23 protein-coding genes are annotated in these 23,129 nt (G+C 64.7%); 19 read left to right on the forward strand and 4 right to left on the reverse strand.

The features are described from left to right. The first annotated feature begins 68 nt into the window (after nucleotides 1-68). The 8 genes from accA (at nucleotide 69) to FBY21_RS26790 (ending at nucleotide 8,104) form a co-directional block, all read left to right on the forward strand. Nucleotides 69-1,019 carry an acetyl-CoA carboxylase carboxyl transferase subunit alpha gene (gene accA, locus FBY21_RS26755; protein WP_142015284.1) on the forward strand — a complete coding sequence of 317 codons (951 nt, stop codon included), beginning with the start codon at nucleotides 69-71 and terminating at the stop codon, nucleotides 1,017-1,019. After that, nucleotides 1,006-2,376, forward strand: a complete 1,371-nt coding sequence (gene tilS / locus FBY21_RS26760) for a tRNA lysidine(34) synthetase TilS (protein ID WP_142015288.1) — start codon at nucleotides 1,006-1,008, stop codon at nucleotides 2,374-2,376. Before accA ends, tilS begins: the two co-directional genes overlap by 14 nt. A 164-nt stretch (nucleotides 2,377-2,540) precedes the next feature. Continuing rightward, nucleotides 2,541-4,172 (forward strand): CTP synthase, encoded by a 1,632-nt coding sequence (locus FBY21_RS26765; protein WP_142015291.1) that lies wholly within the window; start codon nucleotides 2,541-2,543, stop codon nucleotides 4,170-4,172. Nucleotides 4,173-4,174: 2 nt separating this feature from the next. Next, entirely contained in the window at nucleotides 4,175-5,020 is an 846-nt protein-coding gene (kdsA, locus tag FBY21_RS26770) for a 3-deoxy-8-phosphooctulonate synthase (protein WP_142015295.1), read from the forward strand. Between the two features lie 145 nt (nucleotides 5,021-5,165). Beyond that, nucleotides 5,166-6,455, forward strand: coding sequence for a phosphopyruvate hydratase (gene eno, locus FBY21_RS26775; RefSeq protein ID WP_107328240.1), 1,290 nt, complete (start codon nucleotides 5,166-5,168; stop codon nucleotides 6,453-6,455). 60 nt (nucleotides 6,456-6,515) lie between these two features. Next, nucleotides 6,516-6,797 carry a cell division protein FtsB gene (ftsB, locus tag FBY21_RS26780; RefSeq protein WP_107328241.1) on the forward strand — a complete coding sequence of 94 codons (282 nt, stop codon included), beginning with the start codon at nucleotides 6,516-6,518 and terminating at the stop codon, nucleotides 6,795-6,797. Then, nucleotides 6,794-7,501 carry a 2-C-methyl-D-erythritol 4-phosphate cytidylyltransferase gene (gene ispD / locus FBY21_RS26785; protein ID WP_074971933.1) on the forward strand — a complete coding sequence of 236 codons (708 nt, stop codon included), beginning with the start codon at nucleotides 6,794-6,796 and terminating at the stop codon, nucleotides 7,499-7,501. The genes ftsB and ispD overlap by 4 nt, the downstream gene beginning before the upstream one ends. Before the next feature lie 9 nt (nucleotides 7,502-7,510). After that, entirely contained in the window at nucleotides 7,511-8,104 is a 594-nt protein-coding gene (locus tag FBY21_RS26790) for a hypothetical protein (RefSeq protein ID WP_142015299.1), read from the forward strand. On the opposite strand, the gene FBY21_RS26795 is transcribed toward FBY21_RS26790, so the two are convergent. Then, the gene (locus tag FBY21_RS26795; RefSeq protein WP_142015303.1) at nucleotides 8,067-8,954 is read right to left on the reverse strand and encodes a LysR substrate-binding domain-containing protein; all 888 of its coding nucleotides are present in this window, start codon (nucleotides 8,952-8,954) and stop codon (nucleotides 8,067-8,069) included. The two genes, FBY21_RS26790 and FBY21_RS26795, sit on opposite strands and share 38 nt — an antisense overlap. A 104-nt stretch (nucleotides 8,955-9,058) precedes the next feature. Between FBY21_RS26795 and FBY21_RS26800 the strand changes: the two genes are divergently transcribed. From FBY21_RS26800 to rpoS, 8 genes are all read left to right on the forward strand, one after another. After that, nucleotides 9,059-10,171: an S-(hydroxymethyl)glutathione dehydrogenase/class III alcohol dehydrogenase gene (locus FBY21_RS26800; protein ID WP_044414315.1), complete on the forward strand. Its 1,113-nt coding sequence runs from the start codon at nucleotides 9,059-9,061 to the stop codon at nucleotides 10,169-10,171. A 78-nt stretch (nucleotides 10,172-10,249) separates the two neighbouring features. Then, entirely contained in the window at nucleotides 10,250-11,095 is an 846-nt protein-coding gene (fghA, locus tag FBY21_RS26805; protein ID WP_142015307.1) for an S-formylglutathione hydrolase, read from the forward strand. Between the two features lie 81 nt (nucleotides 11,096-11,176). Then, entirely contained in the window at nucleotides 11,177-11,650 is a 474-nt protein-coding gene (gene ispF / locus FBY21_RS26810; protein ID WP_074971929.1) for a 2-C-methyl-D-erythritol 2,4-cyclodiphosphate synthase, read from the forward strand. After that, a complete protein-coding gene (truD, locus tag FBY21_RS26815; protein ID WP_142015311.1) occupies nucleotides 11,647-12,705 on the forward strand; it encodes a tRNA pseudouridine(13) synthase TruD in 1,059 nt (352 codons plus the stop codon). Before ispF ends, truD begins: the two co-directional genes overlap by 4 nt. Further along, nucleotides 12,693-13,442, forward strand: a complete 750-nt coding sequence (gene surE, locus FBY21_RS26820; RefSeq protein ID WP_142015314.1) for a 5'/3'-nucleotidase SurE — start codon at nucleotides 12,693-12,695, stop codon at nucleotides 13,440-13,442. Before truD ends, surE begins: the two co-directional genes overlap by 13 nt. 41 nt (nucleotides 13,443-13,483) lie before the next feature. Then, nucleotides 13,484-14,119 carry a protein-L-isoaspartate(D-aspartate) O-methyltransferase gene (locus tag FBY21_RS26825; protein ID WP_172435135.1) on the forward strand — a complete coding sequence of 212 codons (636 nt, stop codon included), beginning with the start codon at nucleotides 13,484-13,486 and terminating at the stop codon, nucleotides 14,117-14,119. Nucleotides 14,120-14,273: 154 nt separating this feature from the next. After that, nucleotides 14,274-15,128 carry a peptidoglycan DD-metalloendopeptidase family protein gene (locus tag FBY21_RS26830; protein WP_044414298.1) on the forward strand — a complete coding sequence of 285 codons (855 nt, stop codon included), beginning with the start codon at nucleotides 14,274-14,276 and terminating at the stop codon, nucleotides 15,126-15,128. 103 nt (nucleotides 15,129-15,231) lie between these two features. Then, nucleotides 15,232-16,233 (forward strand): RNA polymerase sigma factor RpoS, encoded by a 1,002-nt coding sequence (gene rpoS / locus FBY21_RS26835; RefSeq protein WP_044414296.1) that lies wholly within the window; start codon nucleotides 15,232-15,234, stop codon nucleotides 16,231-16,233. A 463-nt stretch (nucleotides 16,234-16,696) separates the two neighbouring features. Here the strand turns inward: rpoS and fdxA are convergent, their stop codons facing one another. Beyond that, nucleotides 16,697-17,020, reverse strand: coding sequence for a ferredoxin FdxA (gene fdxA, locus FBY21_RS26840; RefSeq protein WP_044414294.1), 324 nt, complete (start codon nucleotides 17,018-17,020; stop codon nucleotides 16,697-16,699). Between the two features lie 137 nt (nucleotides 17,021-17,157). Further along, nucleotides 17,158-19,737 (reverse strand): DNA mismatch repair protein MutS, encoded by a 2,580-nt coding sequence (gene mutS / locus FBY21_RS26845; RefSeq protein ID WP_142015318.1) that lies wholly within the window; start codon nucleotides 19,735-19,737, stop codon nucleotides 17,158-17,160. Between the two features lie 125 nt (nucleotides 19,738-19,862). Here mutS and FBY21_RS26850 point away from each other — a divergent pair, with 125 nt between their 5' ends. The 3 genes from FBY21_RS26850 (at nucleotide 19,863) to recX (ending at nucleotide 21,983) form a co-directional block, all read left to right on the forward strand. Then, nucleotides 19,863-20,375, forward strand: coding sequence for a CinA family protein (locus tag FBY21_RS26850; RefSeq protein ID WP_142015323.1), 513 nt, complete (start codon nucleotides 19,863-19,865; stop codon nucleotides 20,373-20,375). A gap of 86 nt (nucleotides 20,376-20,461) precedes the next feature. After that, complete coding sequence (gene recA / locus FBY21_RS26855; RefSeq protein WP_044414285.1) at nucleotides 20,462-21,514, forward strand: recombinase RecA; 1,053 nt, start codon at nucleotides 20,462-20,464, stop codon at nucleotides 21,512-21,514. 4 nt (nucleotides 21,515-21,518) lie between these two features. Continuing rightward, the gene (gene recX, locus FBY21_RS26860) at nucleotides 21,519-21,983 is read left to right on the forward strand and encodes a recombination regulator RecX (RefSeq protein ID WP_074971922.1); all 465 of its coding nucleotides are present in this window, start codon (nucleotides 21,519-21,521) and stop codon (nucleotides 21,981-21,983) included. A 56-nt stretch (nucleotides 21,984-22,039) separates the two neighbouring features. On the opposite strand, the gene FBY21_RS26865 is transcribed toward recX, so the two are convergent. Continuing rightward, nucleotides 22,040-23,113: an LOG family protein gene (locus tag FBY21_RS26865; RefSeq protein WP_044414282.1), complete on the reverse strand. Its 1,074-nt coding sequence runs from the start codon at nucleotides 23,111-23,113 to the stop codon at nucleotides 22,040-22,042. Nucleotides 23,114-23,129: the final 16 nt, after the last annotated feature.

The following is a 23,129-nucleotide window of genomic DNA, read 5'->3' on the forward strand; positions in this document are numbered from 1 at the left end:
CGCCCTTCCTTTAAGGTAGGGCGCCAAATGGACCCAGCCGCCTGGCCCCACGCGCACGACGGAAGCCTATGAACCCGAACTTTCTGGATTTCGAACAGCCGATCGCTGACCTGCAAGCCAAGATCGAGGAGCTGCGCCTGGTCGGCAACGACAATGCGCTGAACATCAGCGACGAGATTGCCCGCCTTCAGGAAAAAAGCAGCGCCCTGACCGAAAGCATCTTCGGCAACCTGACCAGCTGGCAGATCGCCCAGTTGGCCCGCCATCCGCGCCGGCCCTACACCCTGGACTACATCAGCCACATCTTCACCGAGTTCGACGAGCTGCATGGCGATCGCCATTTCTCCGACGACGCGGCCATCGTCGGCGGCGTAGCCCGCCTGGACGACCAGCCGGTGATGGTGATCGGTCACCAGAAAGGCCGTGAAGTGCGTGAGAAGGTTCGTCGCAACTTTGGCATGCCCCGTCCCGAGGGCTACCGCAAGGCCTGCCGCCTGATGGAGATGGCCGAGCGCTTCAAGATGCCGATCCTGACCTTCATCGACACCCCTGGTGCCTACCCGGGCATCGATGCCGAAGAGCGCGGCCAGAGCGAAGCCATCGCCTGGAACCTGCGGGTCATGGCGCGTCTGAAGACTCCGATCATCGCCACCGTGATCGGCGAAGGTGGTTCCGGCGGTGCGCTGGCCATCGGCGTGTGCGATCGCCTGAACATGCTGCAGTACTCCACCTACTCGGTGATCTCGCCGGAAGGTTGCGCGTCCATTCTGTGGAAAACCGCCGAGAAGGCGCCCGACGCGGCCGAGGCCATGGGCATCACCGCCGAGCGCCTGAAAGGCCTGGGGATCGTCGACAAGGTCATTCCCGAGCCGCTGGGCGGCGCCCACCGCGAGCCGGCCATTGCAGCCCAGTCGATCCGTGAGGAGCTGCTCGGCCAGCTCAAGGCCCTGAAGAAGCTGTCGGTCGACGACCTGCTGGCCCGTCGCTACGAGCGTCTGATGAGTTATGGCGTGGCCTGAGGGCCACGCGCCGGGGCGGGCCGATGAAGGCTCGCCACTGGCCCGCTCGCTCCATTCCCTCCTGCTATCCCGCACCCTGCCCTGGCGTTCCGCGCCGGGGTGGACGGTCGCCTTCTCCGGTGGCCTCGACTCCACCGTCCTGCTGCATCTGCTGGTTGTGCTCTCCCGCCAGGGTGACGTGCCGCCGCTCAGCGCACTTCATGTCCATCACGGCCTGCAGGCGGCTGCCGAGGCGTGGCCGGCCCATTGCCAGGCCGTGTGTGACCGACTTGGTGTGCCCTTGATGCATGCCTCCGTTGTCGTGGAGGAGGGCGCCAGCCTGGAGAATGCCGCTCGTCGGGCGCGCTATGGCGCCTTCGAGCAGGCCGTTGAAGGGGGGCAGGTGCTGATGCTGGCCCAGCACCGTGACGACCAGGCCGAGACGCTGCTGTTCCGGTTGATGCGCGGTGCTGGCGTGCGGGGCCTGGCGGGGATGCCGGTGAGCCGCGCTCTGGGCGACGGTCATCTGTTGCGGCCGTTGCTGGACGTGGCCCGCCAGGACCTGGAGGCCTATGCGCGGGAGCAAGGGCTGGACTGGGTCGAGGATCCGTCGAACCAGGACACCCGGCTGGACCGCAACTACCTGCGACAGATCGTCCTGCCTGCCCTGGTGTCACGCTGGCCGCGCGCGCTCGGCGGCATGGCCCGCAGTGCTGCGCACCTGGCCGAGGGTGAGGCGTTGCTGGGGGAGTTGGCAGCCATCGACCTGGCTGCCGCGCGAGACTCCGAGATATTCCCCTGGCTGGGTTTGCCGACCCTCTCCCTCGATCCGCTGCTGGCGTTGTCCGAACCACGGCAGCGCAATGCCTTGCGTCACTGGCTCGCCCCCTTCACGGCCATGCCCGACAGCGATCACTGGGCGGGCTGGGTGGCCCTGCGTGATGCCGCACCGGATGCCGAACCGGTCTGGCGCCTGGCTGGTGGCGAACTGCGCCGCGCCGGTGGCCGGCTCTGGTGGCTCGGCAGCGCCTGGCTGGATACCGTGCCGACGGCTCAGCCCTGGCCAAACCCCGAGCATCCCCTGGCCCTGGACGGCAATGGTGTGGTGTGGATCGAGGGGCGGGAACCGGAAGGTCCCTTGCAGGTGCGCTATCGCCAAGGCGGGGAGGCCATGCAGCTCGACGGACGGGGGCGCCGTGACCTCAAGCGGCTGCTCAACGAACGGGGTTTCCCGGCTTTTGCCCGGGGTCGCCTGCCCTTGCTCTACCGAGGCGACGAACTGCTTGCGGTGCCCAATCTTCAAGGGCTGGAGGGGCCTCGGGAGGGGGGCTGGACCCTGTCTTGGACACCCCCGACGAATGACCAAGGTTTGAGCTGAAAGGGTCTTTCCGGTAGACTACGCTCCCGTCTTACAGAGCACCTGCCGATTCCCTCGGAACTGGCAGGTGCTTGCCGTTTCGGCACTGTTCCATATTCCGGGCCCAGGCCCGATTCGCTCTCTCCGGCGGCCTTCCGCCTAAACGCTGACTTCTAGGGTTATTCATGACGCGCTACATCTTCGTCACGGGTGGTGTTGTTTCTTCATTGGGGAAAGGCATCGCCTCGGCATCCTTGGCCGCCATTCTGGAAGCGCGGGGCCTGAAGGTCACCATGCTCAAGCTGGACCCGTACATCAACGTGGACCCGGGCACCATGAGCCCGTTCCAGCACGGCGAAGTGTTCGTCACCGAGGACGGCGCCGAGACCGACCTCGACCTGGGCCACTACGAGCGCTTCGTGCGCACCACCATGACCCAGAACAACAACTTCACCACCGGCCGCGTCTATGCCGACGTGCTGCGCAAGGAGCGCCGTGGTGACTACCTGGGCGCCACCATCCAGGTGATCCCGCACATCACCGACGAGATCAAGCGTCGCATCATCAAGGGCGCCGGCGATGCCGACGTGGCCCTGGTGGAGATCGGCGGTACCGTGGGTGACATCGAGTCCCAACCCTTCCTCGAAGCCATCCGCCAACTGCGGGTGGAGGTCGGCGCCAAGCGCGCGATGCTGATGCACCTGACCCTGGTGCCCTACATCGCCACCGCTGGCGAGACCAAGACCAAGCCGACCCAGCACTCGGTGAAGGAGCTGCGTTCCATCGGCCTGCAGCCCGACGTGCTGATCTGCCGTTCCGACCACGAGGTCGACCTGTCCTCCCGCCGCAAGATCGCGCTGTTCACCAACGTGGAAGAGCGTGCGGTCATCGCCCTGCAGGACGTCGACACCATCTACCGCATTCCTTCCGTGCTGCACGCCCAGGGCCTGGACGACTTCGTCGTCGAGCGTTTCGGCCTGCAGTGCGGCGGTGCCGACCTGTCCGAGTGGGACCGCGTGGTTGACGCCAAGCTGAACCCCGAGAAGGAAGTCACCATCGCCATGGTCGGCAAGTACATGGAGCTGCTGGATGCCTACAAGTCGCTGATCGAAGCGATGAGCCACGCCGGCATCGAGAACCGCACCAAGGTGAACCTGCGCTACATCGACTCCGAAGACATCGAGAACCAGGGCACCAGCCTGCTGGAAGGCGTCGATGCCATCCTGGTCCCCGGCGGTTTCGGCCTGCGCGGCGTGGAAGGCAAGATCACCACCGTCAAGTACGCCCGCGAGAACAAGATCCCCTACCTGGGCATCTGCCTCGGCATGCAGGTGGCCGTGATCGAGTTCGCCCGTAACGTACTGGGCTGGACCGACGCCAACTCCACCGAGTTCGACAAGGCCAGCGGCCATCCGGTGGTCGGCCTGATCACCGAGTGGCAGGACGCCACCGGCGCCACCGAGATCCGCACCGAAGCCTCGGACCTGGGCGGTACCATGCGCCTCGGCGCCCAGGCCTGCCAGCTGGAGGCCGGCTCCCAGGTTCACGCCTGCTACGGCAAGGACGAGATCGTCGAGCGCCACCGCCACCGCTACGAAGTGAACAACAACCTGCTGCCGCAACTGAAGGAAGCCGGCCTGAAGATCACCGGCCGCTCCGGCGACGGCGCCCTGGTCGAAGTGGTCGAGGCACCGGAGCATCCGTGGTTCGTCGCCTGCCAGTTCCACCCGGAGTTCACCTCCACCCCGCGTGACGGCCATCCGCTGTTCAGCGGCTTCGTCAAGGCCGCCCTGGCCCAGAAAGCGAAGAAGGCCTGAGCATGCAGCAGAAGATCGTTCGCGTCGGCGACATCGAGATCGCCAACGACAAGCCCTTCGTGCTCTTCGGTGGCATGAACGTGCTGGAGTCCCGTGACCTGGCGCTGAAGGTCTGCGAAGCGTACGTGCGGGTCACCGAGAAACTCGGCATCCCATACGTGTTCAAGGCCAGCTTCGACAAGGCCAACCGCTCCTCCATCAACTCCTTCCGTGGCCCCGGCCTGGAAGAGGGGATGAAGATCTTCGAAGAGGTGAAGAAGACCTTCGGCGTGCCTGTCATTACCGACGTGCACGAGCCTTACCAGGCCGCTCCGGTGGCCGAGGTCTGCGACATCATCCAACTGCCGGCCTTCCTCTCCCGCCAGACCGACCTGGTGGTGGCGATGGCGAAGACCCATGCAGTCATCAACATCAAGAAGGCCCAGTTCCTCGCACCCCAGGAGATGAAACACATCCTGACCAAGTGCGAAGAAGCCGGTAACGATCGCCTGATCCTCTGCGAGCGCGGTTCGTCCTTCGGCTACAACAACCTGGTGGTCGACATGCTCGGCTTCGGCATCATGAAGCAGTTCGGCTACCCGGTGTTCTTCGACGTCACCCACGCCCTGCAGATGCCGGGCGGCCGCGCGGATTCCGCGGGCGGTCGTCGTGCCCAGGTCACCGACCTGGCCAAGGCGGGCATGAGCCAGGGGCTGGCCGGCCTGTTCCTCGAGGCCCACCCGGACCCGGACAACGCCAAGTGCGATGGCCCGTGCGCCCTGCGCCTGGACAAGCTGGAGCCGTTCCTCGACCAGCTCAAGCGCCTGGATGACCTGGTCAAGGCTTTTCCGCCGATCGAGACTGCCTGAGCCGGCAGTTCTCCGGTAAAGTGCCGGGCGGGCGCAAGCTGACCAGTCGGTCATGTTTTCGCCGGAACTGCCGAATGAACATCCGGACGGCCCGCCCCTCTAATTTCGCTGCAGCGTTATCGTCAACTTTGGAGTGCTAACAACAATGGCAAAGATCGTCGACATCAAGGGCCGCGAGGTTCTGGATTCCCGTGGCAACCCCACCGTGGAAGCCGACGTGATCCTCGAGAACGGTTTCATCGGCAGCGCCTGCGCGCCGTCCGGTGCATCCACCGGTTCCCGCGAGGCGCTGGAACTGCGTGATGGCGACAAGAGCCGTTACCTGGGCAAGGGCGTGCTGAAGGCCGTGGCCAACATCAACGGCCCGATCCGTGACCTGCTGCTGGGCAAGGACGCGACCGACCAGAAGGCCCTGGACCGCGCGATGATCGAGCTCGACGGTACCGAGAACAAGGCCAAGCTGGGCGCCAACGCCATCCTCGCCGTGTCCCTGGCGGCTGCCAAGGCAGCTGCCCAGGCCAAGGGTGTCCCGCTGTACGCGCACATTGCCGACCTGAACGGCACTCCGGGCCAGTACTCCATGCCCGTCCCGATGATGAACATCATCAACGGCGGCGAGCACGCCGATAACAACGTCGACATCCAGGAGTTCATGGTCCAGCCGGTCGGCGCCAAGAACTTCGCCGACGCCCTGCGCATGGGCGCCGAGATCTTCCACCACCTGAAAGCCGTGCTGAAGGCCCGTGGCCTGAACACCGCGGTGGGTGACGAGGGCGGCTTCGCCCCGAACCTGGCCTCCAATGAAGACGCCCTGGGCGCCATCGCCGAAGCCGTTGCCAATGCCGGCTACACCCTGGGCACCGACGTGACCCTGGCCCTGGACTGCGCTTCCAGCGAGTTCTTCAAGGACGGCAAGTACGACCTGGCCGGCGAGGGCAAGGTGTTCGACGCCAACGGTTTCGCCGACTACCTGGCCGGCCTGACCCAGCGCTACCCGATCATCTCCATCGAAGACGGCATGGACGAGTCCGATTGGGCCGGCTGGAAGTCCCTGACCGAGAAGATCGGCGAGAAGGTGCAACTGGTGGGTGACGACCTGTTCGTGACCAACACCAAGATCCTCAAGGAAGGCATCGACAAGAGCATCGCCAACTCGATCCTGATCAAGTTCAACCAGATCGGTTCCCTGACCGAGACCCTGGAGGCCATCCAGATGGCCAAGGCTGCCGGCTACACCGCGGTGATCTCCCACCGTTCCGGTGAAACCGAGGACAGCACCATCGCCGACCTGGCCGTAGGCACCGCTGCCGGCCAGATCAAGACCGGCTCCCTGTGCCGTTCCGACCGCGTGTCCAAGTACAACCAGCTGCTGCGTATCGAAGAGCAACTGGGCGGAAAGGCCCCTTACCGCGGTCGTGCCGAGTTCCGCGGCTAAGCCGGGGATGATAAAAAGGGCAGCGAAAGCTGCCCTTTTCGTATGGATACTTCTCTTTCGATGGCCAAATCCCCCTACTGGTTGTTCGTCGTACTGATCCTGGTCTTGTCCGGGTTGCAGTATCGCCTCTGGGTGGGTGATGGCAGCCTCGCTCAAGTCGCCGAACTGGAAAAGCAGATCGCCGAGCAGAAGGGCGAGAACGAGCGCCTGCTCGAGCGCAATCGCATCCTCGAGGCCGAGGTGTCGGAGCTCAAGAAGGGTACGGAAACCGTCGAGGAGCGTGCCCGCCATGAGCTGGGCATGGTCAAAGAGGGCGAGACCCTCTACCAGATCACCGAATGACCCCACCCGAACTCCCCGAATTCTGGGCCGTTATCCCCGCCGCCGGCGTGGGGGCCCGCATGCGTGCCGACCGACCCAAGCAGTACCTGGAGCTGGCCGGACGCACCTTGCTCGAACATACCCTTGCAGCCTTTCTCGACCACCCGCGGCTCAAGCGCCTGGTGGTCAGCCTGAGCCCGGAGGACCCGTACTGGCCGAGCCTTGCTGCATCCCGTGACCCGCGCATCGAGCGCGCCGAGGGTGGCCGGGAGCGTGCGGACTCGGTGCTCAATGCACTCCTGCGTCTGGCCGAACTCGGCGCGCAACCGCGCGACTGGGTGTTGGTGCACGATGCGGCCCGGCCCAACCTGTCCCGTTTCGACCTGGATCGCCTGCTGGCGGAGCTGGCCGACGACCCGGTGGGCGGCCTGCTGGCGGTCCCCGCCCGGGACACCCTCAAGCGGATCGGCCCTGATGGGCGAGTCGCCGACACCATCGACCGCAGCCAGGTCTGGCAGGCCTACACCCCGCAGATGTTCCGTTTCGGTGCGCTGCACCGGGCCCTGGCCGATGCGCTGGTCGCCGGTGTGGCGATCACCGACGAGTCGTCGGCGATGGAGTGGGCCGGCGCTGCGCCCCGTCTGGTGGAAGGGCGCGCCGACAACATCAAGGTCACCACCCCCGAAGACCTGCTGCGCCTGCAGCGTGGCCTGTTCGACCGCTGAGCCCTGCCCATGAAGCGCCTGGGACGCCTGCTGCCCCGCCTGGAAGGCTACCTGCACCGGGTGCTGCGCTGGGCCGGTGACGGCTGGCGGCTGCCCTGGCTGTGCCTGGGGCTGGCTTTCGTCGGCACCCTGACGGCGGCCTATCCCATCACCTCCGTCGTGGTTCCCGCCGTGCTCATGGCGCCCCGGCGTTGGGGCGTGGTCAGCCTGTTCGCCGCCCTGGGCAGCAGCTGCGGTGCGCTGGGGATGATGCTGATCGCCCACTACCTGGGCTGGAGCCAGCTGTACGCCTGGTTCCCGGCCATGGCCACTGACCCTTCCTGGCTGCGGGTGATGGGCTGGACCCATGAGTACGGGCTGCTGGCGCTCTTCGCCGTGGCCCTGCTGCCCTTGCCGCAGACGCCGGCGCTGCTGGCGTTGTCCACCGTGCCGCTGGCCTACCCGGGAGCGTTCGCCGCCATCCTGGCAGGCAAGGTCCTCAAGTACCTGGGGTTCGCCTGGGTGGCTTCGCGCTTCCCCGGGCACGTCCACGGCTTCCTGCATCGCCATGGGCGGGCCCCCACGCCTACGTCGCCGGGTGGGTCGACGCCAGGCCGTCCCTGAGTGCATCCACCAGTTGGCGGACCTTGGGTGACAGGTGGCGCTGCTGGGGGTACAGCGCCCAGACGGCGGTATTCGGCGGGCGATGCTGCTCCAGCAGGGACACCAGCTCGCCGCTCTTCAGGTGGTCCAGCACGTAGTAGTCGGGGAGCTGGCACAGGCCGAAGCCACGTAGCGTGGCATCCAGCACGGCCTGGCCGCTGTTGCAGCGCCAGTTGCCCTGCACCCTCAGGCTCTGTTCCTTGCCGTCCTGCTGGAAGGTCCACTGGTCCGAGCTGCCCACCAGGCAATTGTGCCGGGCCAGCTCGGACAGGCTGTGGGGCCGGCCATAGCGCTCCAGGTAGCTCGGGGCGGCGCACAGGTACATGACGCGGGGCGCAAGGCGCGTTGCCACCAGCCGCGAGTCTTGCAGGCGGCCGAGGCGGATGGCCAGGTCCAGCCCTTCGTGCACCAGGTCCAACGGGCGGTTGCTCAGTTCGATGTCGACCCGCAGCTGCGGGTGGCGTGCCATGAAGGCGTTCACCAGCGGCACGATGAAGCGCTCGCCATAGGCCACCGCGCAGGTCATGCGCAGCAGGCCCTTGGGTTCGCCGGTCAGGTCGCTGATGGCGCGCATGGCCTCGTCCCGCGCATCTACCAAGCGCTGGCAGTGCTGCAGGAAGGTCTGCCCGGCCTCGGTCAGCGCCACCTTGCGGGTGCTGCGGTAGAACAGGCGGGTTTGCAGGCGTTCTTCCAGGCGGGCGATCTGGCGGCTCACCTGGGATGAAGAGAGGCCGATGCGCTGGGCCGCGGCGGTGAACTGGCCGGTTTCCGCAACGGCAATGAATTCGTCCAGGCCTTCCCAGCGGTTCATTGGATTATCCCTGTGTGGCAATAAAGTTTTGCTTTGCGGCGGATTATTTACCAAATCGAGGTCATCTACACTCCCGCCACCGTTCACATCGCTGGAGAAGCGCCATGATCAAGTCCCGCGCCGCCGTTGCCTTCGAGGCTGGCAAACCCCTGCAGATCGTCGAAGTCGATGTCGCGCCGCCCAAGGCGGGCGAGGTCCTGGTGCGCATCGTCGCCACCGGTGTCTGCCACACCGACGCCTACACCCTGTCGGGCGCGGATTCCGAGGGTGTGTTCCCGTGCATCCTCGGCCACGAAGGCGGCGGCATCGTCGAGGCGGTGGGCGAAGGCGTCACCTCCCTGGCGGTGGGCGACCACGTGATCCCGCTCTACACGGCCGAATGTCGCGAGTGCAAGTTCTGCAAGTCCGGCAAGACCAACCTGTGCCAGAAGGTCCGTGCGACCCAGGGCAAGGGCCTGATGCCCGACGGCACCAGCCGCTTCAGCTACAACGGCCAGCCGATCTACCACTACATGGGCTGCTCGACCTTCTCCGAGTACACCGTGCTGCCGGAAATCTCCCTGGCGAAGATTCCCAAGGAAGCCCCGCTGGAGAAGGTCTGCCTGCTGGGTTGTGGCGTGACCACCGGCATCGGCGCCGTGCTCAACACCGCGAAGGTGGAGGAGGGCGCTACCGTCGCCATCTTCGGCCTCGGCGGCATCGGCCTGGCCGCCATCATCGGCGCCAAGATGGCCAAGGCTTCGCGCATCATCGCCATCGATATCAACCCCTCCAAGTTCGACGTGGCCCGCGAGCTGGGTGCGACCGACTTCGTCAACCCGAAGGACCACGCCAAGCCGATCCAGGACGTGATCGTCGAGATGACCGATGGCGGCGTGGACTACAGCTTCGAGTGCGTCGGCAACGTCGACCTGATGCGTGCGGCGCTGGAGTGCTGCCACAAGGGCTGGGGAGAGTCGGTCATCATCGGCGTGGCCCCGGCCGGTGCGGAAATCAAGACCCGTCCGTTCCAGCTGGTCACCGGTCGCGTGTGGCGTGGCTCGGCCTTCGGTGGGGTGAAAGGCCGCACCGAGCTGCCGACCTATGTGGAGAAGTCCCAGTCGGGCGAGATCCCGCTGGACACCTTCATCACCCACACCATGGGGCTGGATCGCATCAACGAGGCCTTCGACCTGATGCACGAAGGCAAGAGCATCCGCACCGTCATCCACTACTGATCGCCCTTTCGGCTGGCGCAGGGCGGCAGGGATTGCCTGTCGCCTGTGCGTTGCCCTGAGGACGACCCGGAGGCCCCTATGACCCTCGAGATCGTTTCCAGCAACAAGAGCTTCGGTGGCTGGCACAAGCGCTACCGCCATCGCTCGACCTGCCTGAACTGCGACATGGTGTTCGCGGTGTACCTGCCGCCCCAGGCGGAACAGGGCGAGAAGCTACCCGTGCTCTACTGGCTGAGCGGGCTGACCTGCACCGATGAGAACTTCATGCAGAAGGCCGGCGCCCAGCGCCTGGCAGCCGAGCTTGGGCTGATCATCGTCGCGCCCGACACCAGCCCCCGGGGTGAGGGTGTGCCGGATGACCCGGACAAGGCCTGGGATTTCGGCCTGGGTGCCGGCTTCTACGTCAACGCGACCCAGGAGCCCTGGGCCCGTCACTACCGCATGTACGACTACGTGGTGCAGGAGCTGCCGGCGCTGGTGGAGGCCAACTTCCCGGTTTCGGACCGCCGTGGCATCGCAGGGCACTCCATGGGCGGGCACGGCGCGCTGGTCTGCGCGCTGAAGAACCCTGGGCGCTACCAGTCGGTTTCGGCCTTTGCACCGATCAGCAATCCAATGGCCTGCCCCTGGGGCGAGAAGGCGTTCTCCCGTTACCTGGGGGATGACCGTTCGCGCTGGCGCGAGTGGGATGCCTGTGCACTGCTGGCTGAAGCCCAGGAGCGCCTGCCGATCCTGGTTGACCAGGGCGACCGCGATGACTTCCTGGAGGGCCAGCTCAAGCCGGACGCGCTGCAGGCTGCCGCCCGCGCCAGTGGCCATCCGCTGACCCTGCGGTTGCAGCCAGGCTACGACCACAGCTACTACTTCATCGCCAGCTTCATCGACGATCACCTGCGCCATCACGCTTCAGCCCTGCAGGGCTGACGCGTTACCCAGGCGGGGCGGCCATCGGTCGCTCCGCTTTCGGGTAGAATCCCGCCCCTGTTCTTACGGGGCATTCCTCTCATGCGCATTGGACACGGTTACGACGTACACCGCTTCGGTGACGGTGATCACATCACCCTCGGCGGGGTACGCATCCCCCACAGGTTCGGCCTGGTGGCCCATTCCGACGGCGACGTGGTGCTGCACGCACTGTCCGACGCCTTGCTCGGTGCGGCGGCACTCGGTGATATCGGCAAGCACTTTCCGGACACCGACCCGCAGTTCAAGGGAGCGGACAGTCGCGTGCTGCTCCGCCATGTCCTGGCCCAGGTGAAGGGCAAGGGCTGGAAGGTGGGTAACGTCGACGCCACCATCGTGGCCCAGGCACCGAAGATGGCGCCGCACATCGAGGCGATGCGCGCTGCCATTGCGGCTGACCTCGAGGTCGGTATCGACCAGGTCAACGTCAAGGCGACCACCACCGAGAAGCTCGGTTTCACCGGGCGTGAAGAGGGCATCGCCGTCCACGCTGTTGCCCTGCTGCTGCCGCTATGACCGAACTCGAACTGCTGGGCCCCCGGGCCCATGGCGAAGCGCTCGGCCAGGCCGTCCTCAAGGCGGTGGCCGAGGACTTCCAGGTGGACGAGGTGCTGGACATTCCCCTGGCGGGTGAAGGTGAACACCTGTGGTTGTGGGTGGAAAAGCGCGGCCTCAATACCGAGGAAGCGGCCCGGCGCATTGCGCGGGCTGCGGGCGTTCCCCAGCGGGCCATCAGCTACGCCGGCCTGAAGGATCGCCAGGCGCTGACCCGCCAGTGGTTCAGCCTGCACCTGCCGGGCAAGGCCGATCCGGACCTTGCTTCGGCAGAAGGCGAGACCCTGCGCATCCTGCGCCAGGTCCGCCATAAGAGAAAGCTGCAGCGGGGTGCCCACTCGGCCAACGGCTTCACCTTGAGGCTGACGGCCTTGCAGGCTGACCCGGCAGCCCTGGAGGCTCGGCTGAAGACGCTGGCTGCCGTCGGCGTACCCAACTACTTCGGCCTGCAGCGCTTTGGCCACGAGGGCGGCAACCTGCTGCAAGCCCGGCACTTCGCCGAGCAGCAGGTATTGCCCGAGCAGCGCAACCTGCGCTCCCGTTTGCTCTCGGCAGGCCGCAGTTACCTGTTCAACCGGGTACTGGCTGCGCGTGTGGCCAATGGCAACTGGAACCAGGCGCAGGTCGGCGATCTCCTGGCCTTCACCGACAGCCGGAGTTTCTTCCCGGCAGGAGAGGCCGAGTGCGCCGACCCGAGGTTGGCGATTCTCGATCTGCATCCCACCGGTCCGCTGTGGGGCCAGGGTGACTCGCCGGCCGGCGGTTCGACGCAGGCATTGGAGCAATCCGTGGCGCTGGCCGAGCCGGCCCTGCGTGACTGGCTTGTCGAGGCGGGCATGGCGCACGAACGGCGCATCCTGCGCCTCCCCATCGGGGGACTTACGTGGCATTATCCCGGGCCTGACGTTCTGCAACTGGAATTCGTCCTGCCGGCCGGATGCTTCGCTACCGCTGTGGTGCGCGAGCTTGTCGATCTGGTGCCGGTGGGGCACACGGACAATCCATGCGTATTCTGATTTCCAACGACGACGGGGTGAACGCACCCGGTATCGCCGCCCTCCATGCTGCGCTCGAGGGTTATGCCGAGTGTGTGGTCATCGCGCCCGACCAGGACCGGAGCGGCGCCAGCAGTGCATTGACGCTGGACCGCCCCCTGCATCCGCAGGTCCTGGCCAACGGTTACATCAGCATCAACGGTACCCCGACCGACTGCGTGCACCTCGGCCTGAACGGGTTGCTGGAGGAAGCCCCTGCCATGGTGGTCTCCGGCATCAACCTGGGCGCCAACCTGGGGGATGACGTGCTTTATTCCGGGACGGTGGCTGCTGCCTTGGAGGGGCGTTTCCTCGACCGTCCGGCCTTTGCCTTCTCGTTGCTTTCGCGGCAGCCGGACAACCTGCCGACAGCGGCGCATTTCGCCCGCCTGCTGGTGGAGGCGCACGAGCAGCTCGACCTGCCGCCCCGCACCGTGCTCAACGTGAACATCCCGAACCTCCCGCTGGACCATATCCGTGGCATCCAGCTCACCCGCCTTGGCCATCGCGCTCGCGCAGCCGCACCGGTGAAGATGGTGAACCCGAGGGGGAAGGAGGGCTACTGGATCTCAGTCGCCGGGGACGCGGAGGATGGTGGGCCCGGGACTGATTTCCATGCGGTCATGCAGGGTTATGTCTCGATCACCCCGCTCCAGCTCGATCGCACCTTCACCCAGGCGTTCGACTCGTTGGATAGCTGGTTGGGAGGCCTGTCCTGATGGCTCGCGAGCAGGATGATCTGTTGCGCCGGGGCATCGGCATGACCTCGCAGCGCACCCGCGAACGCCTGATCCAGCGCCTCTATGAGGAAGGGCTGTCCAACGCCCATGTGCTGGAAAGCATCCGTCGGACCCCGCGCCACCTGTTCGTCGATGAGGCCTTGGCCCACCGGGCCTACGAAGACACAGCGCTTCCCATCGGCCACAACCAGACGATCTCGCAGCCCTACATGGTGGCGCGCATGAGCGAGCTGCTGCTGGCAGCGGGGCCCTTGGACAAGGTGCTCGAAATCGGCACCGGTTCCGGCTACCAGACCGCGATCCTGGCGCAGGTGGTGGAGCGGGTGTTCTCCGTCGAGCGGATCCAGGCACTGCAGGATCGTGCGAAGGAGCGTCTGGCCGAGCTGAACCTGCGCAACGTGGTTTTCCGCTGGGGCGATGGCTGGGAAGGCTGGCCTGCACTGGCACCCTATAACGGCATCATCGTCACGGCGGCTGCCGCCGAAGTTCCGCAAGCGCTGCTGGACCAATTGGCACCGGGTGGGCGGCTGGTGATTCCGGTTGGGGCAGGGGACGTCCAGCAATTGATGCTGATCGTCCGCGAGGAAAACGGTTTCTCCCGGCACATCCTCGATGCGGTGCGGTTCGTACCCTTGCTGAGCGGTCCGCTGGCCTGATGCGGCCAGCAGGGAACCTGCAAGGCCAGTCGGCTCTCTGATTGGCTGGTGGCCGGGCGTAGTCTTGCGCCGCGGTGCGCAGTGGATAACGTGCCCCTCAGATATAATTGGCAACAATAAGCATGACCTTGGGACGTAGGGAAAGGGGACGGGAATGAGCCTGGCCATTCGGCAGGGGATTAGCACTGGAAGCATGCGTGCACTGGCAGCGATGGTCGTCATCGCCTGGTTGGTGGCGGGGTGCGCCAGCTCGCCCAAGGGTGGTGTCCAGGTCGTGGACCGGAACAACCCGTCGGCCTCCGGCACGCAGCGACAGCCGACCACCTCCGGGCAGTACCGTGTCCAGCGGGGCGATACCCTCTATTCCATTGCGTTCCGTTTCGGCTGGGACTGGAAGGCCCTTGCGGCACGCAACAGCATTCCGGCTCCCTACGTAATCCGCCCGGGCCAGGTCATCCGTTTCGACGGCCAGACCGGCTCAACTCCCACTCGTACTGTGGCAACGGCTCCTACGACGTCGCCGTCGACCCGACCGGTTCCGCCGTCTTCGACTACCAAGACGCCGCCGGCCACTTCCAGGCCGCAGCCTGCTCCGGGTGTCTCCCAGCCCCCTCCAGCCCCGCCAGCCGGGCGCCCTGCGGGAGGTTGGGCCTGGCCGGCGGGCGGTCCGTTGATTGCCCGATTCTCCTCAAACGGAAGTTTGAATAAAGGCATTGATATAGGCGGGGAATTAGGCCAGCCTGTCTTAGCTGCGTCTGATGGTTCCGTTGTGTATGCCGGAAGTGGATTACGGGGCTACGGTGAACTGGTGATCATCAAGCACAGCGATACCTACGTGAGCGCCTATGGTCACAACCGCAGGTTGCTGGTTCGGGAGGGACAGCAGGTCAAGGTTGGCCAGACCATTGCAGAAATGGGCTCCACAGGTACCGACCGGGTGAAGCTGCACTTTGAGATTCGCCGCCAGGGCAAGCCTGTAGATCCGCTGCAATATCTGCCGCCTCGCTGATCGTTGTTCAGCCCGTCGTCCTCGTAGGTTGGACGGGCTCAGGCGTAGCCAGGGAAATGGTATCGCCAGGGCTTGTTGTCGAACTCAGCAAGGGACAACAACAATGGCACTCAACAAAGAAGCGCCGGAGTTTGATGTCGATGACGACCTGCTCATTCTTGAGCCGGGCATCGTGGATGACGTGCTGACCGAGGAGCCCGAGGCAACTTCGTCTGGTACGCGTTCGAGGCAGTCGAACTCACCCAAGCAACACAAGTACATCGACTACACCCGCGCATTGGACGCGACCCAGCTTTATCTCAACGAAATCGGCTTTTCCCCTCTCCTTACTCCAGAAGAAGAAGTCCACTTTGCGCGACTGGCCCAGCGGGGCGACCCCGCCGGACGCAAGCGCATGATCGAAAGCAACCTCCGGCTGGTGGTCAAGATCGCCCGACGCTATGTCAATCGCGGTCTCTCACTGCTGGACCTGATCGAAGAGGGCAACCTCGGTTTGATCAGGGCGGTTGAGAAGTTCGATCCCGAGCGTGGCTTCCGTTTTTCCACCTACGCCACCTGGTGGATACGTCAGACCATTGAACGCGCGATCATGAACCAGACCCGGACCATCCGGCTGCCGATCCACGTGGTCAAGGAACTGAACGTCTATTTGCGTGCGGCTCGTGAGCTGACCCAGAAACTCGACCACGAACCATCGGCCGAAGAGATCGCCAACCTGCTGGAGAAGCCTGTCGAAGAGGTCAAGCGCATGCTCGGCCTGAACGAGCGGGTGACTTCGGTTGACGTTTCCCTTGGTCCAGACTCCGATAAGACCCTCCTGGATACACTGACCGACGACCGCCCCACCGACCCCTGCGAGCTTCTGCAGGACGATGATCTGTCCCAGAGCATCGACCAGTGGCTCTCCGACCTGACGGACAAGCAGCGGGAGGTAGTGGTGCGCAGGTTCGGCCTGCGTGGTCATGAGAGTTGCACCTTGGAAGAGGTAGGCCAGGAGATTGGCCTCACCCGAGAGCGCGTGCGCCAGATTCAGGTTGAGGCCCTGAAGCGACTGCGTGAAATCCTTGAAAAGAATGGGCTTTCCAGCGACGCACTTTTCCAATAAGGCGAGCTGCCCTTGAGAACCCGGCTTCGGCCGGGTTTTTTATTGAGGGGTCTTAGCAAGTGTCCGGCCGAAGTGATAGAGATTTTGTAAGCTATCGCTTACATGTGGCGTAAGTGAAGTGTGTAAAGAGCGCGACGTGAACGGGTTTTTTAGGTTTCTATTTTTTCTATCTAATTGAAATTAAAGAATATTTTTTTGAGATAAAAAGTGAGAGCACTGTTCTCCAGCACCATGGGGTGAGCTTGTCCCGTTCAGGGAAGCCGTTAATATCACTTCCACGCGACACGGAATGGTTGCAGGCGGAGACGGATTTTTGCCAGGAACACCGCAGGATGCGGTTCATCAGGATGATGATTGGGAAACAAAGGGATAGGGACAAAAGAGTGGGCGGGCAACCGCCCCTTTTTTTGCCCGCAAGAAATGAAAAAGGCCCGCTTTGGCGGGCCTTTTCTTTTGGTGCTTTTCAGCGCTCCAGATGCTGGAGCTTGCCTTTCACACCGTCCCACTCTTCGGCATCAGAGAGGGCTTCTTTTTTCTCGGTGATGTTCGGCCAGACTTCCGCCAGGTCGCGGTTCAGTTCGATGAACTCCTGCATGTCCTCCGGTACTTCATCCTCGGAGAAGATGGCCTGTGCGGGGCACTCGGGCTCGCATAGCGCGCAGTCGATGCACTCGTCCGGGTGGATCACCAGGAAGTTCGGGCCTTCGTAGAAGCAGTCTACCGGACAGACTTCCACGCAGTCGGTGTATTTGCATTTGATGCAGTTGTCGGTGACGACGAAGGTCATTCTGATTCTCTCCTCAAGCGGCGGCATGGAAGCCCGACTTCATGGGCTTCCTGCTCTGGATCGGCTATCCCGGCTCAGGCTGGCGACCGAAGCTCGTCCAGAGCGCGCGGGATTCTAACAGCTTGTTTGCCTCGGCGTTAGATTCGTGATTTCAGGGCATAAAGCAGATCAAGTGCCTGCCGGGGCGTGAGGTTGTCCGGATCGGCCTTGGCCAAGTCCTCCAGCACAGGGTGGGGCAGGCTGGCGAACAGATCGCTCTGCATCGGCGGCGCGGGTTTCCCTGGCGCTGCCTGGGGCAATTCGTGGGGCAGGCTGGTGGTTTCCAGGCGTGCCAGGTGCTCGCGAGCGCGCTGGATCACGCCACCCGGGACGCCCGCCAGTTGCGCCACCGCCAACCCATAGCTCTGACTGGCAGGGCCTGGCAGAACATGGTGCAGGAAGACGATCCGCTCATTGTGCTCGGTAGCGTTCAGGTGCACGTTGGCCACCACCGGCTCGCTTTCCGGTAGCACCGTGAGTTCGAAATAGTGGGTGGCGAACAGGGTGTAGGCACGCAGCTTGGCCAAGTGCTCGGCAGCCGCCCAGGCCAGCGAGAGGCCGTCGAAGGTGCTGGTCCCGCGGCCTACTTCGTCCATCAGCACCAGGCTACGGTCCGTGGCGTTGTGGAGGATGTTCGCGGTTTCGCTCATTTCCACCATGAAGGTCGAGCGCCCGCCCGCCAGGTCGTCGCTGGAGCCGATGCGGGTGAAGATGCGATCCACCATGGAAAGCTCGCACCGTACTGCCGGCACGAAGCTGCCGATATGGGCCAGCAGCACGATCAGGGCCGTCTGGCGCATGTAGGTCGACTTACCACCCATGTTCGGTCCGGTGATGATCAGCATCCGCGTGCTGTCATCCAGGGTCAGGTCGTTGGCGACAAAGGGGGTTTCCAATACCTGCTCCACCACCGGGTGGCGGCCCTGGGTGATGCGCAGGCAGGGCTCGTCGACGAAGCGGGGGCGGTTCAGGTCGAGGTTGAGTGCACGCTCGGCCAGGTTGCTCAGCACGTCCAGTTCGGCCAGCGCGGCTGCGGTGTCCTGCAGAGGCGCGAGCTGCTCGATCAGCAGTTCCAGCAGGGCTTCGTAGAGCATCTTCTCGCGGGCAAGGGCGCGACTCTTGGCCGACAGTGCCTTGTCCTCGAAGGCCTTGAGTTCCGGGGTGATGAAGCGCTCGGCACCCTTCAGCGTCTGCCTCCGGATGTAGTCGGCAGGTGCCTGCTCGGCCTGCACCCTTGGCAGTTCGATGTAGTAGCCGTGGATGCGGTTGTAGCCGACCTTGAGGTTCGGCAGCCCGGTTCGGGCCTTCTCCCGGGCTTCCAGATCCATCAGGTACTGGCCGGCGTCCTCGCTGAGCGCCTGAAGCTCGTCCAGTTCCGCGTCGTATCCGGTCTTGATCACGCCGCCATCGCGGATGACCGCCGGCGGGTTGTCGATGATGGCGCGCGTGAGCAGGTCAGCCAGCTCCGGATAGGTGCGGATGCTGCCGGCCAGGGTCTGGAGGTGAGGGATATCCAGACCGCTCATGGCGTCCTGCAGGGCCGGCAGCGCGGTCAGGGCATCGCGCAGGCGAGCCAGGTCGCGGGGGCGGGCGTTACGCAGGCCGATACGGGCGAGGATCCGTTCGACGTCGCCGATCTCCTTCAGCTGCGGTTGCAGCCCTTCATAGCGGTAGCCGTCCAGCAGCGCGGTGATGGAGTCCTGGCGTGCTTCCAGCACGGCCCGGTCACGCAACGGACGGTTCAGCCAGCGCCCAAGCAGCCGGCTGCCCATGGCGGTCTGGCAGCGGTCGACGACGGATTGCAGGGTGTTGTCCCGTCCGCCCGAAAGGTTGACGTCCAGTTCCAGGTTGCGACGACTCGCGCCATCGAGGATCACCGTATCGTCGAGGCGGTCATGGCGCAGGCTGCGCAGGTGGGGCAGGGCGGTACGCTGGGTCTCCTTGGCGTACGCCAGCAGGCAGCCTGCCGCGCCGATTGCCAAGGTCAGGTTCTCGCAACCGAAGCCCTTGAGGTCCTGTACGCCGAACTGCTGGCACAGACTCTTCTTCGCCGAATCCCGGTCGAAGTCCCAGGGTGCACGGCGACGCACGCCCCGACGCTTCTCCGCCGGCAGCCCCTGCGGCCAGTCGTCGGGGATGAGCAGTTCGGCCGGGTTGAGGCGCTCGAGCTCGGCCAGGAGGTTTTCCCAGCCCTTGATTTCCTGCACGGCGAAGCGGCCACTGGTGATGTCCAGCACGGCCAGGCCGAACAGCCGCTCGTCACCCAGCACGGCGCCGAGCAGGTTGTCGCGACGCTCGTCCAGCAGGGCCTCATCGCTGACGGTACCCGGGGTGATGATCCGAACGACCTGGCGTTCGACCGGACCCTTGCTGGTGGCCGGGTCGCCGATCTGCTCGCAGATGACCACCGACTCACCGAGCTTGACCAGCTTGGCCAGGTAACCCTCCACCGAGTGAAAGGGGATGCCTGCCATGGGAATCGCCTTGCCGGCCGACTGCCCGCGCGCGGTCAGGGTGATGTCCAGCAGCTTGGCCGCCTTCTTCGCGTCTTCGTAGAAAATCTCGTAGAAGTCGCCCATGCGGTAGAACATCAGCTGGTCCGGATGCTGATTCTTCAGCTTCCAGTACTGCTGCATCATGGGCGTGTGTTCGGAAAGGTCCTGGGTATCTTTGGCCATCGGTGCTTCGCGATTCTGAAGGTGGGGCCGGGCATTCCGATTGACATGAACCGATGCCCGGTCTTGCATGGGAAGGGCGCTAGTGTACGGTATCCGGCTTGCCTGCTTTAACCCCGGAGTTGCACATGCCCGACACCGTTCTCTCCCTGACCGAACTTGCCGCCCGCCTTGGCAAGGCCCTGGCGGCCATAAAAGCGCAGGTCACCGCGGCGGAGTCCTGCACCGGAGGTGGCATCGCCGAAGCGATCACCCGTATCCCGGGCAGCTCCGCCTGGTTCGAAGCCGGCTATGTCACCTATTCCAATGCCCAGAAGACGGCGCAACTGGGTGTGCCGGAAGCCCTGTTCAGCCAGGTCGGTGCGGTCAGCCGCGAGGTGGTCCTGGCCATGGTCGAAGGCGCGCAGGCCCGCAGTGGCGCGCGATTCGCCGTCGCAGTCAGCGGCGTTGCGGGGCCTGATGGGGGCTCGCCCGAGAAGCCGGTCGGTACCGTCTGGATTGCCTGGGCCGATGGAGACGCGCGCCACAGTCGTCGCTACCAGTTCGTGGGCGACCGCCAGCAGGTACGTCGGCAAACGGTGGAAACGGCCCTCCACGGTGTCATCCGACTAGCTGCAGGAGAAAAACCGTTCGAGGGGTAGGCGAGCGAAAGTTTCCTGTGAAATAATACTGTCTACTTATACAGTTGTTGGTGGCCGTCAGGCCCTCTTGATGAGCGAGGACTTCAATGGACGAGAACAAGAAGCGTGCTTTGGCGGCTGCCCTGGGCCAGATCGAGAAGCAGTTCGGCAAAGGCGCGGTCATGCGCATGGGCGACCATGAGCGCCAGGCCATCCCGGCCATTTCCACCGGCTCCCTGGGGTTGGACATCGCCCTCGGCATCGGCGGCCTGCCCAAGGGTCGTATCGTCGAGATCTACGGCCCGGAATCCTCGGGCAAGACCACCCTGACCCTGTCCGTGATCGCCGAAGCCCAGCGCATGGGGGCCACCTGCGCCTTCGTCGACGCCGAGCACGCGCTGGACCCGGACTACGCCGGCAAACTGGGCGTCAATGTCGATGACCTGCTGGTTTCCCAGCCCGACACCGGCGAACAGGCCCTGGAAATCACCGACATGCTGGTGCGTTCCAACGCGGTCGACGTGATCATCGTCGACTCCGTTGCCGCCCTGGTGCCCAAGGCCGAGATTGAAGGCGAGATGGGCGACTCCCACGTTGGCCTGCAGGCCCGCTTGATGTCCCAGGCCCTGCGCAAGATCACCGGCAACATCAAGAACGCCAACTGCCTGGTCATCTTCATCAACCAGATCCGCATGAAGATCGGCGTCATGTTCGGCAGCCCGGAAACCACCACCGGTGGTAACGCGCTCAAGTTCTACGCCTCCGTCCGTCTGGACATCCGCCGTATCGGCGCGGTGAAGGAAGGCGAGGAAGTGGTGGGCAGCGAGACCCGCGTCAAGGTCGTCAAGAACAAGGTTTCCCCGCCGTTCCGCCAGGCCGAGTTCCAGATCCTCTACGGCAAGGGCATCTACCGCAGCGGCGAAGTCATCGACCTCGGCGTGCAGCAGGGCATCCTCGAGAAGTCCGGCGCCTGGTACAGCTACCAGGGCAACAAGATCGGCCAGGGCAAGGCCAATGCCGCCAAGTACCTTGAGGACAACCCGGAAACCGGCAAGGCCATCGAGAAGCTGATCCGCGAGCAATTGCTGAACCGCAACAACGGCAAGCAGGACTTCGTCCCCACCGCCGAAGAAGCCGCTGAAGCCGACGCTGACGCCTGATCCCGTGCCCGTCGTGCTCGACAGCCCCGCCGCCGTGCGGCGGGCCGCGATGGACCTGCTGGCGATGCGCGAGCACGGTCGCGTCGAACTGACGCGCAAGCTGCGTCAGCGCGGCGCCCCGCCTGAACTGATCGAAAGTGCCCTCGACCGGCTTGCCGACGAGGGCCTTCTCGATGAATCCCGTTACCTCGAAAGCTTCATTGCCAGCCGTGCCCGCTCCGGTCACGGGCCTGCCCGTATCCGTGAAGACCTGGCCCAGCGCGGCTTGCCCCGTCCGGCCATCGAGGCGGCTTTGCGTGAAGCCGACATCGATTGGGGCGCGCACCTGCGTGAAACCTGGACGCGCAAGTTCGCGCGATTGCCTCTCGACGCCAAGGAGCGTGCCAAGCAAGGGCGCTACCTGGCCTACCGGGGGTATTCGATGGAGATGATCAGCCGCTTGCTGAGAGGCTCGTCGCTGGACGATTGAGGTGGCGTACTGAAAAGCCCTGCCAGGCGTACCTGGCAGGGCTTTTTCATTGGGCGTCAGCGCACCCAGTGTTCCGGCAGGTTGATGAAATCCACCAGCTCCCGCAGGCGCCCGTGGTCGCGGCCGTTGAAGCGGAACGCCAGGCGGATGAGGTGGCAGAACTCCGGTTCGTCCCGTTCAGGCTCGCAGTAAGGACGCTGTTCGAAGCCGCCCTGCAGGCACAGGCCTTTGAATTCTTCGTGCAGGGTGTGAAGGGCCGACTCCGTCAGCGGGTGGTTCATGCGAATGACGAAGTCGCTCTTCAGCCAACGGCTGGAGTGGAAGTTGCCGTAGAAGCGGGCGATCTCCATGGCCGCGTCTTCCGCGCTGTGCACCAGTCGAACCAGGCGCAGATCGCTGGGCAGAATGTAGCGGTTCAGTTCCAGATGGCGGTGCAGGAAGTCCAGCGCATCCTTCCAGTAGCTGCCGCCGGGCTCGTCCAGCAGTACCACTGGCACCAGCGGGCTCTTGCCGGTCTGGATCAGGGTGAGCACTTCGAGGGCCTCGTCCAGCGTGCCGAAGCCGCCCGGGCACAGCACTAGGGCATCGGCTTCCTTGACGAAGAACAGCTTGCGGATGAAGAAGAAGTGGAACGACAGCAGGTGGTCGGTGCCCGCCACCGTGGCGTTCGCGCGTTGCTCGAAGGGCAGGGTGATGTTCAGGCCCAGGCTGTTTTCCTGCCCGGCGCCTTCGTGGGCGGCGGCCATGATGCCGCCCCCGGCACCGGTAATGACCATCATGTCGAGCCGGGAGATGGCCTCGCCCAGCTGGCGGGCCAGGTCGTACAGCGGGTGCTCCACGGGCGTGCGTGCGGAACCGAACACGGTGACCTTGCGACGGCGCTTGAACTGCTCGAGGACGCTGAAGGCGTGCTCCATCTCGCGCAGGGTCTGCAGCATGATCTTGGCGTCCCAGCGGTTGCGATCCGCCTGGGCCATGCGCACCACGGTGGTCACCATCTCGCGGTAGAGGGACAGGTTGGGGCTTTCGTGCGGAACCACCAGCCCGACCAGTTCGTCGACCTTTTGCGCCAGGTCGATCCCGCTGGTCTGGAAGTGCCGGGAGAGGTAGTCATCCGGTTCGAAAGGCATAGCGTTCTCCTTGCTC

This window comes from Pseudomonas sp. SLBN-26, assembly GCF_006715895.1.
Taxonomy (GTDB): domain Bacteria; phylum Pseudomonadota; class Gammaproteobacteria; order Pseudomonadales; family Pseudomonadaceae; genus Metapseudomonas; species Metapseudomonas otitidis.

What these genes read in the sequence shown, in the direction of transcription:
- FBY21_RS26830 (WP_044414298.1), top strand. Translation starts at nt 14,274, where the DNA reads ATGAGCCTGGCCATTCGGCAGGGGATTAGCACTGGAAGCATGCGTGCA.
- FBY21_RS26790 (WP_142015299.1), top strand. Translation starts at nt 7,511, where the DNA reads ATGAAGCGCCTGGGACGCCTGCTGCCCCGCCTGGAAGGCTACCTGCAC.
- ispF (WP_074971929.1), top strand. Translation starts at nt 11,177, where the DNA reads ATGCGCATTGGACACGGTTACGACGTACACCGCTTCGGTGACGGTGAT.
- rpoS (WP_044414296.1), top strand. Translation starts at nt 15,232, where the DNA reads ATGGCACTCAACAAAGAAGCGCCGGAGTTTGATGTCGATGACGACCTG.
- accA (WP_142015284.1), top strand. Translation starts at nt 69, where the DNA reads ATGAACCCGAACTTTCTGGATTTCGAACAGCCGATCGCTGACCTGCAA.
- FBY21_RS26865 (WP_044414282.1), bottom strand. Translation starts at nt 23,113, where the DNA reads ATGCCTTTCGAACCGGATGACTACCTCTCCCGGCACTTCCAGACCAGC.
- FBY21_RS26800 (WP_044414315.1), top strand. Translation starts at nt 9,059, where the DNA reads ATGATCAAGTCCCGCGCCGCCGTTGCCTTCGAGGCTGGCAAACCCCTG.
- kdsA (WP_142015295.1), top strand. Translation starts at nt 4,175, where the DNA reads ATGCAGCAGAAGATCGTTCGCGTCGGCGACATCGAGATCGCCAACGAC.
- tilS (WP_142015288.1), top strand. Translation starts at nt 1,006, where the DNA reads ATGGCGTGGCCTGAGGGCCACGCGCCGGGGCGGGCCGATGAAGGCTCG.
- FBY21_RS26765 (WP_142015291.1), top strand. Translation starts at nt 2,541, where the DNA reads ATGACGCGCTACATCTTCGTCACGGGTGGTGTTGTTTCTTCATTGGGG.
- recA (WP_044414285.1), top strand. Translation starts at nt 20,462, where the DNA reads ATGGACGAGAACAAGAAGCGTGCTTTGGCGGCTGCCCTGGGCCAGATC.
- ftsB (WP_107328241.1), top strand. Translation starts at nt 6,516, where the DNA reads ATGGCCAAATCCCCCTACTGGTTGTTCGTCGTACTGATCCTGGTCTTG.
- truD (WP_142015311.1), top strand. Translation starts at nt 11,647, where the DNA reads ATGACCGAACTCGAACTGCTGGGCCCCCGGGCCCATGGCGAAGCGCTC.
- FBY21_RS26825 (WP_172435135.1), top strand. Translation starts at nt 13,484, where the DNA reads ATGACCTCGCAGCGCACCCGCGAACGCCTGATCCAGCGCCTCTATGAG.
- mutS (WP_142015318.1), bottom strand. Translation starts at nt 19,737, where the DNA reads ATGGCCAAAGATACCCAGGACCTTTCCGAACACACGCCCATGATGCAG.
- FBY21_RS26795 (WP_142015303.1), bottom strand. Translation starts at nt 8,954, where the DNA reads ATGAACCGCTGGGAAGGCCTGGACGAATTCATTGCCGTTGCGGAAACC.
- fghA (WP_142015307.1), top strand. Translation starts at nt 10,250, where the DNA reads ATGACCCTCGAGATCGTTTCCAGCAACAAGAGCTTCGGTGGCTGGCAC.
- ispD (WP_074971933.1), top strand. Translation starts at nt 6,794, where the DNA reads ATGACCCCACCCGAACTCCCCGAATTCTGGGCCGTTATCCCCGCCGCC.
- eno (WP_107328240.1), top strand. Translation starts at nt 5,166, where the DNA reads ATGGCAAAGATCGTCGACATCAAGGGCCGCGAGGTTCTGGATTCCCGT.
- surE (WP_142015314.1), top strand. Translation starts at nt 12,693, where the DNA reads ATGCGTATTCTGATTTCCAACGACGACGGGGTGAACGCACCCGGTATC.
- fdxA (WP_044414294.1), bottom strand. Translation starts at nt 17,020, where the DNA reads ATGACCTTCGTCGTCACCGACAACTGCATCAAATGCAAATACACCGAC.
- FBY21_RS26850 (WP_142015323.1), top strand. Translation starts at nt 19,863, where the DNA reads ATGCCCGACACCGTTCTCTCCCTGACCGAACTTGCCGCCCGCCTTGGC.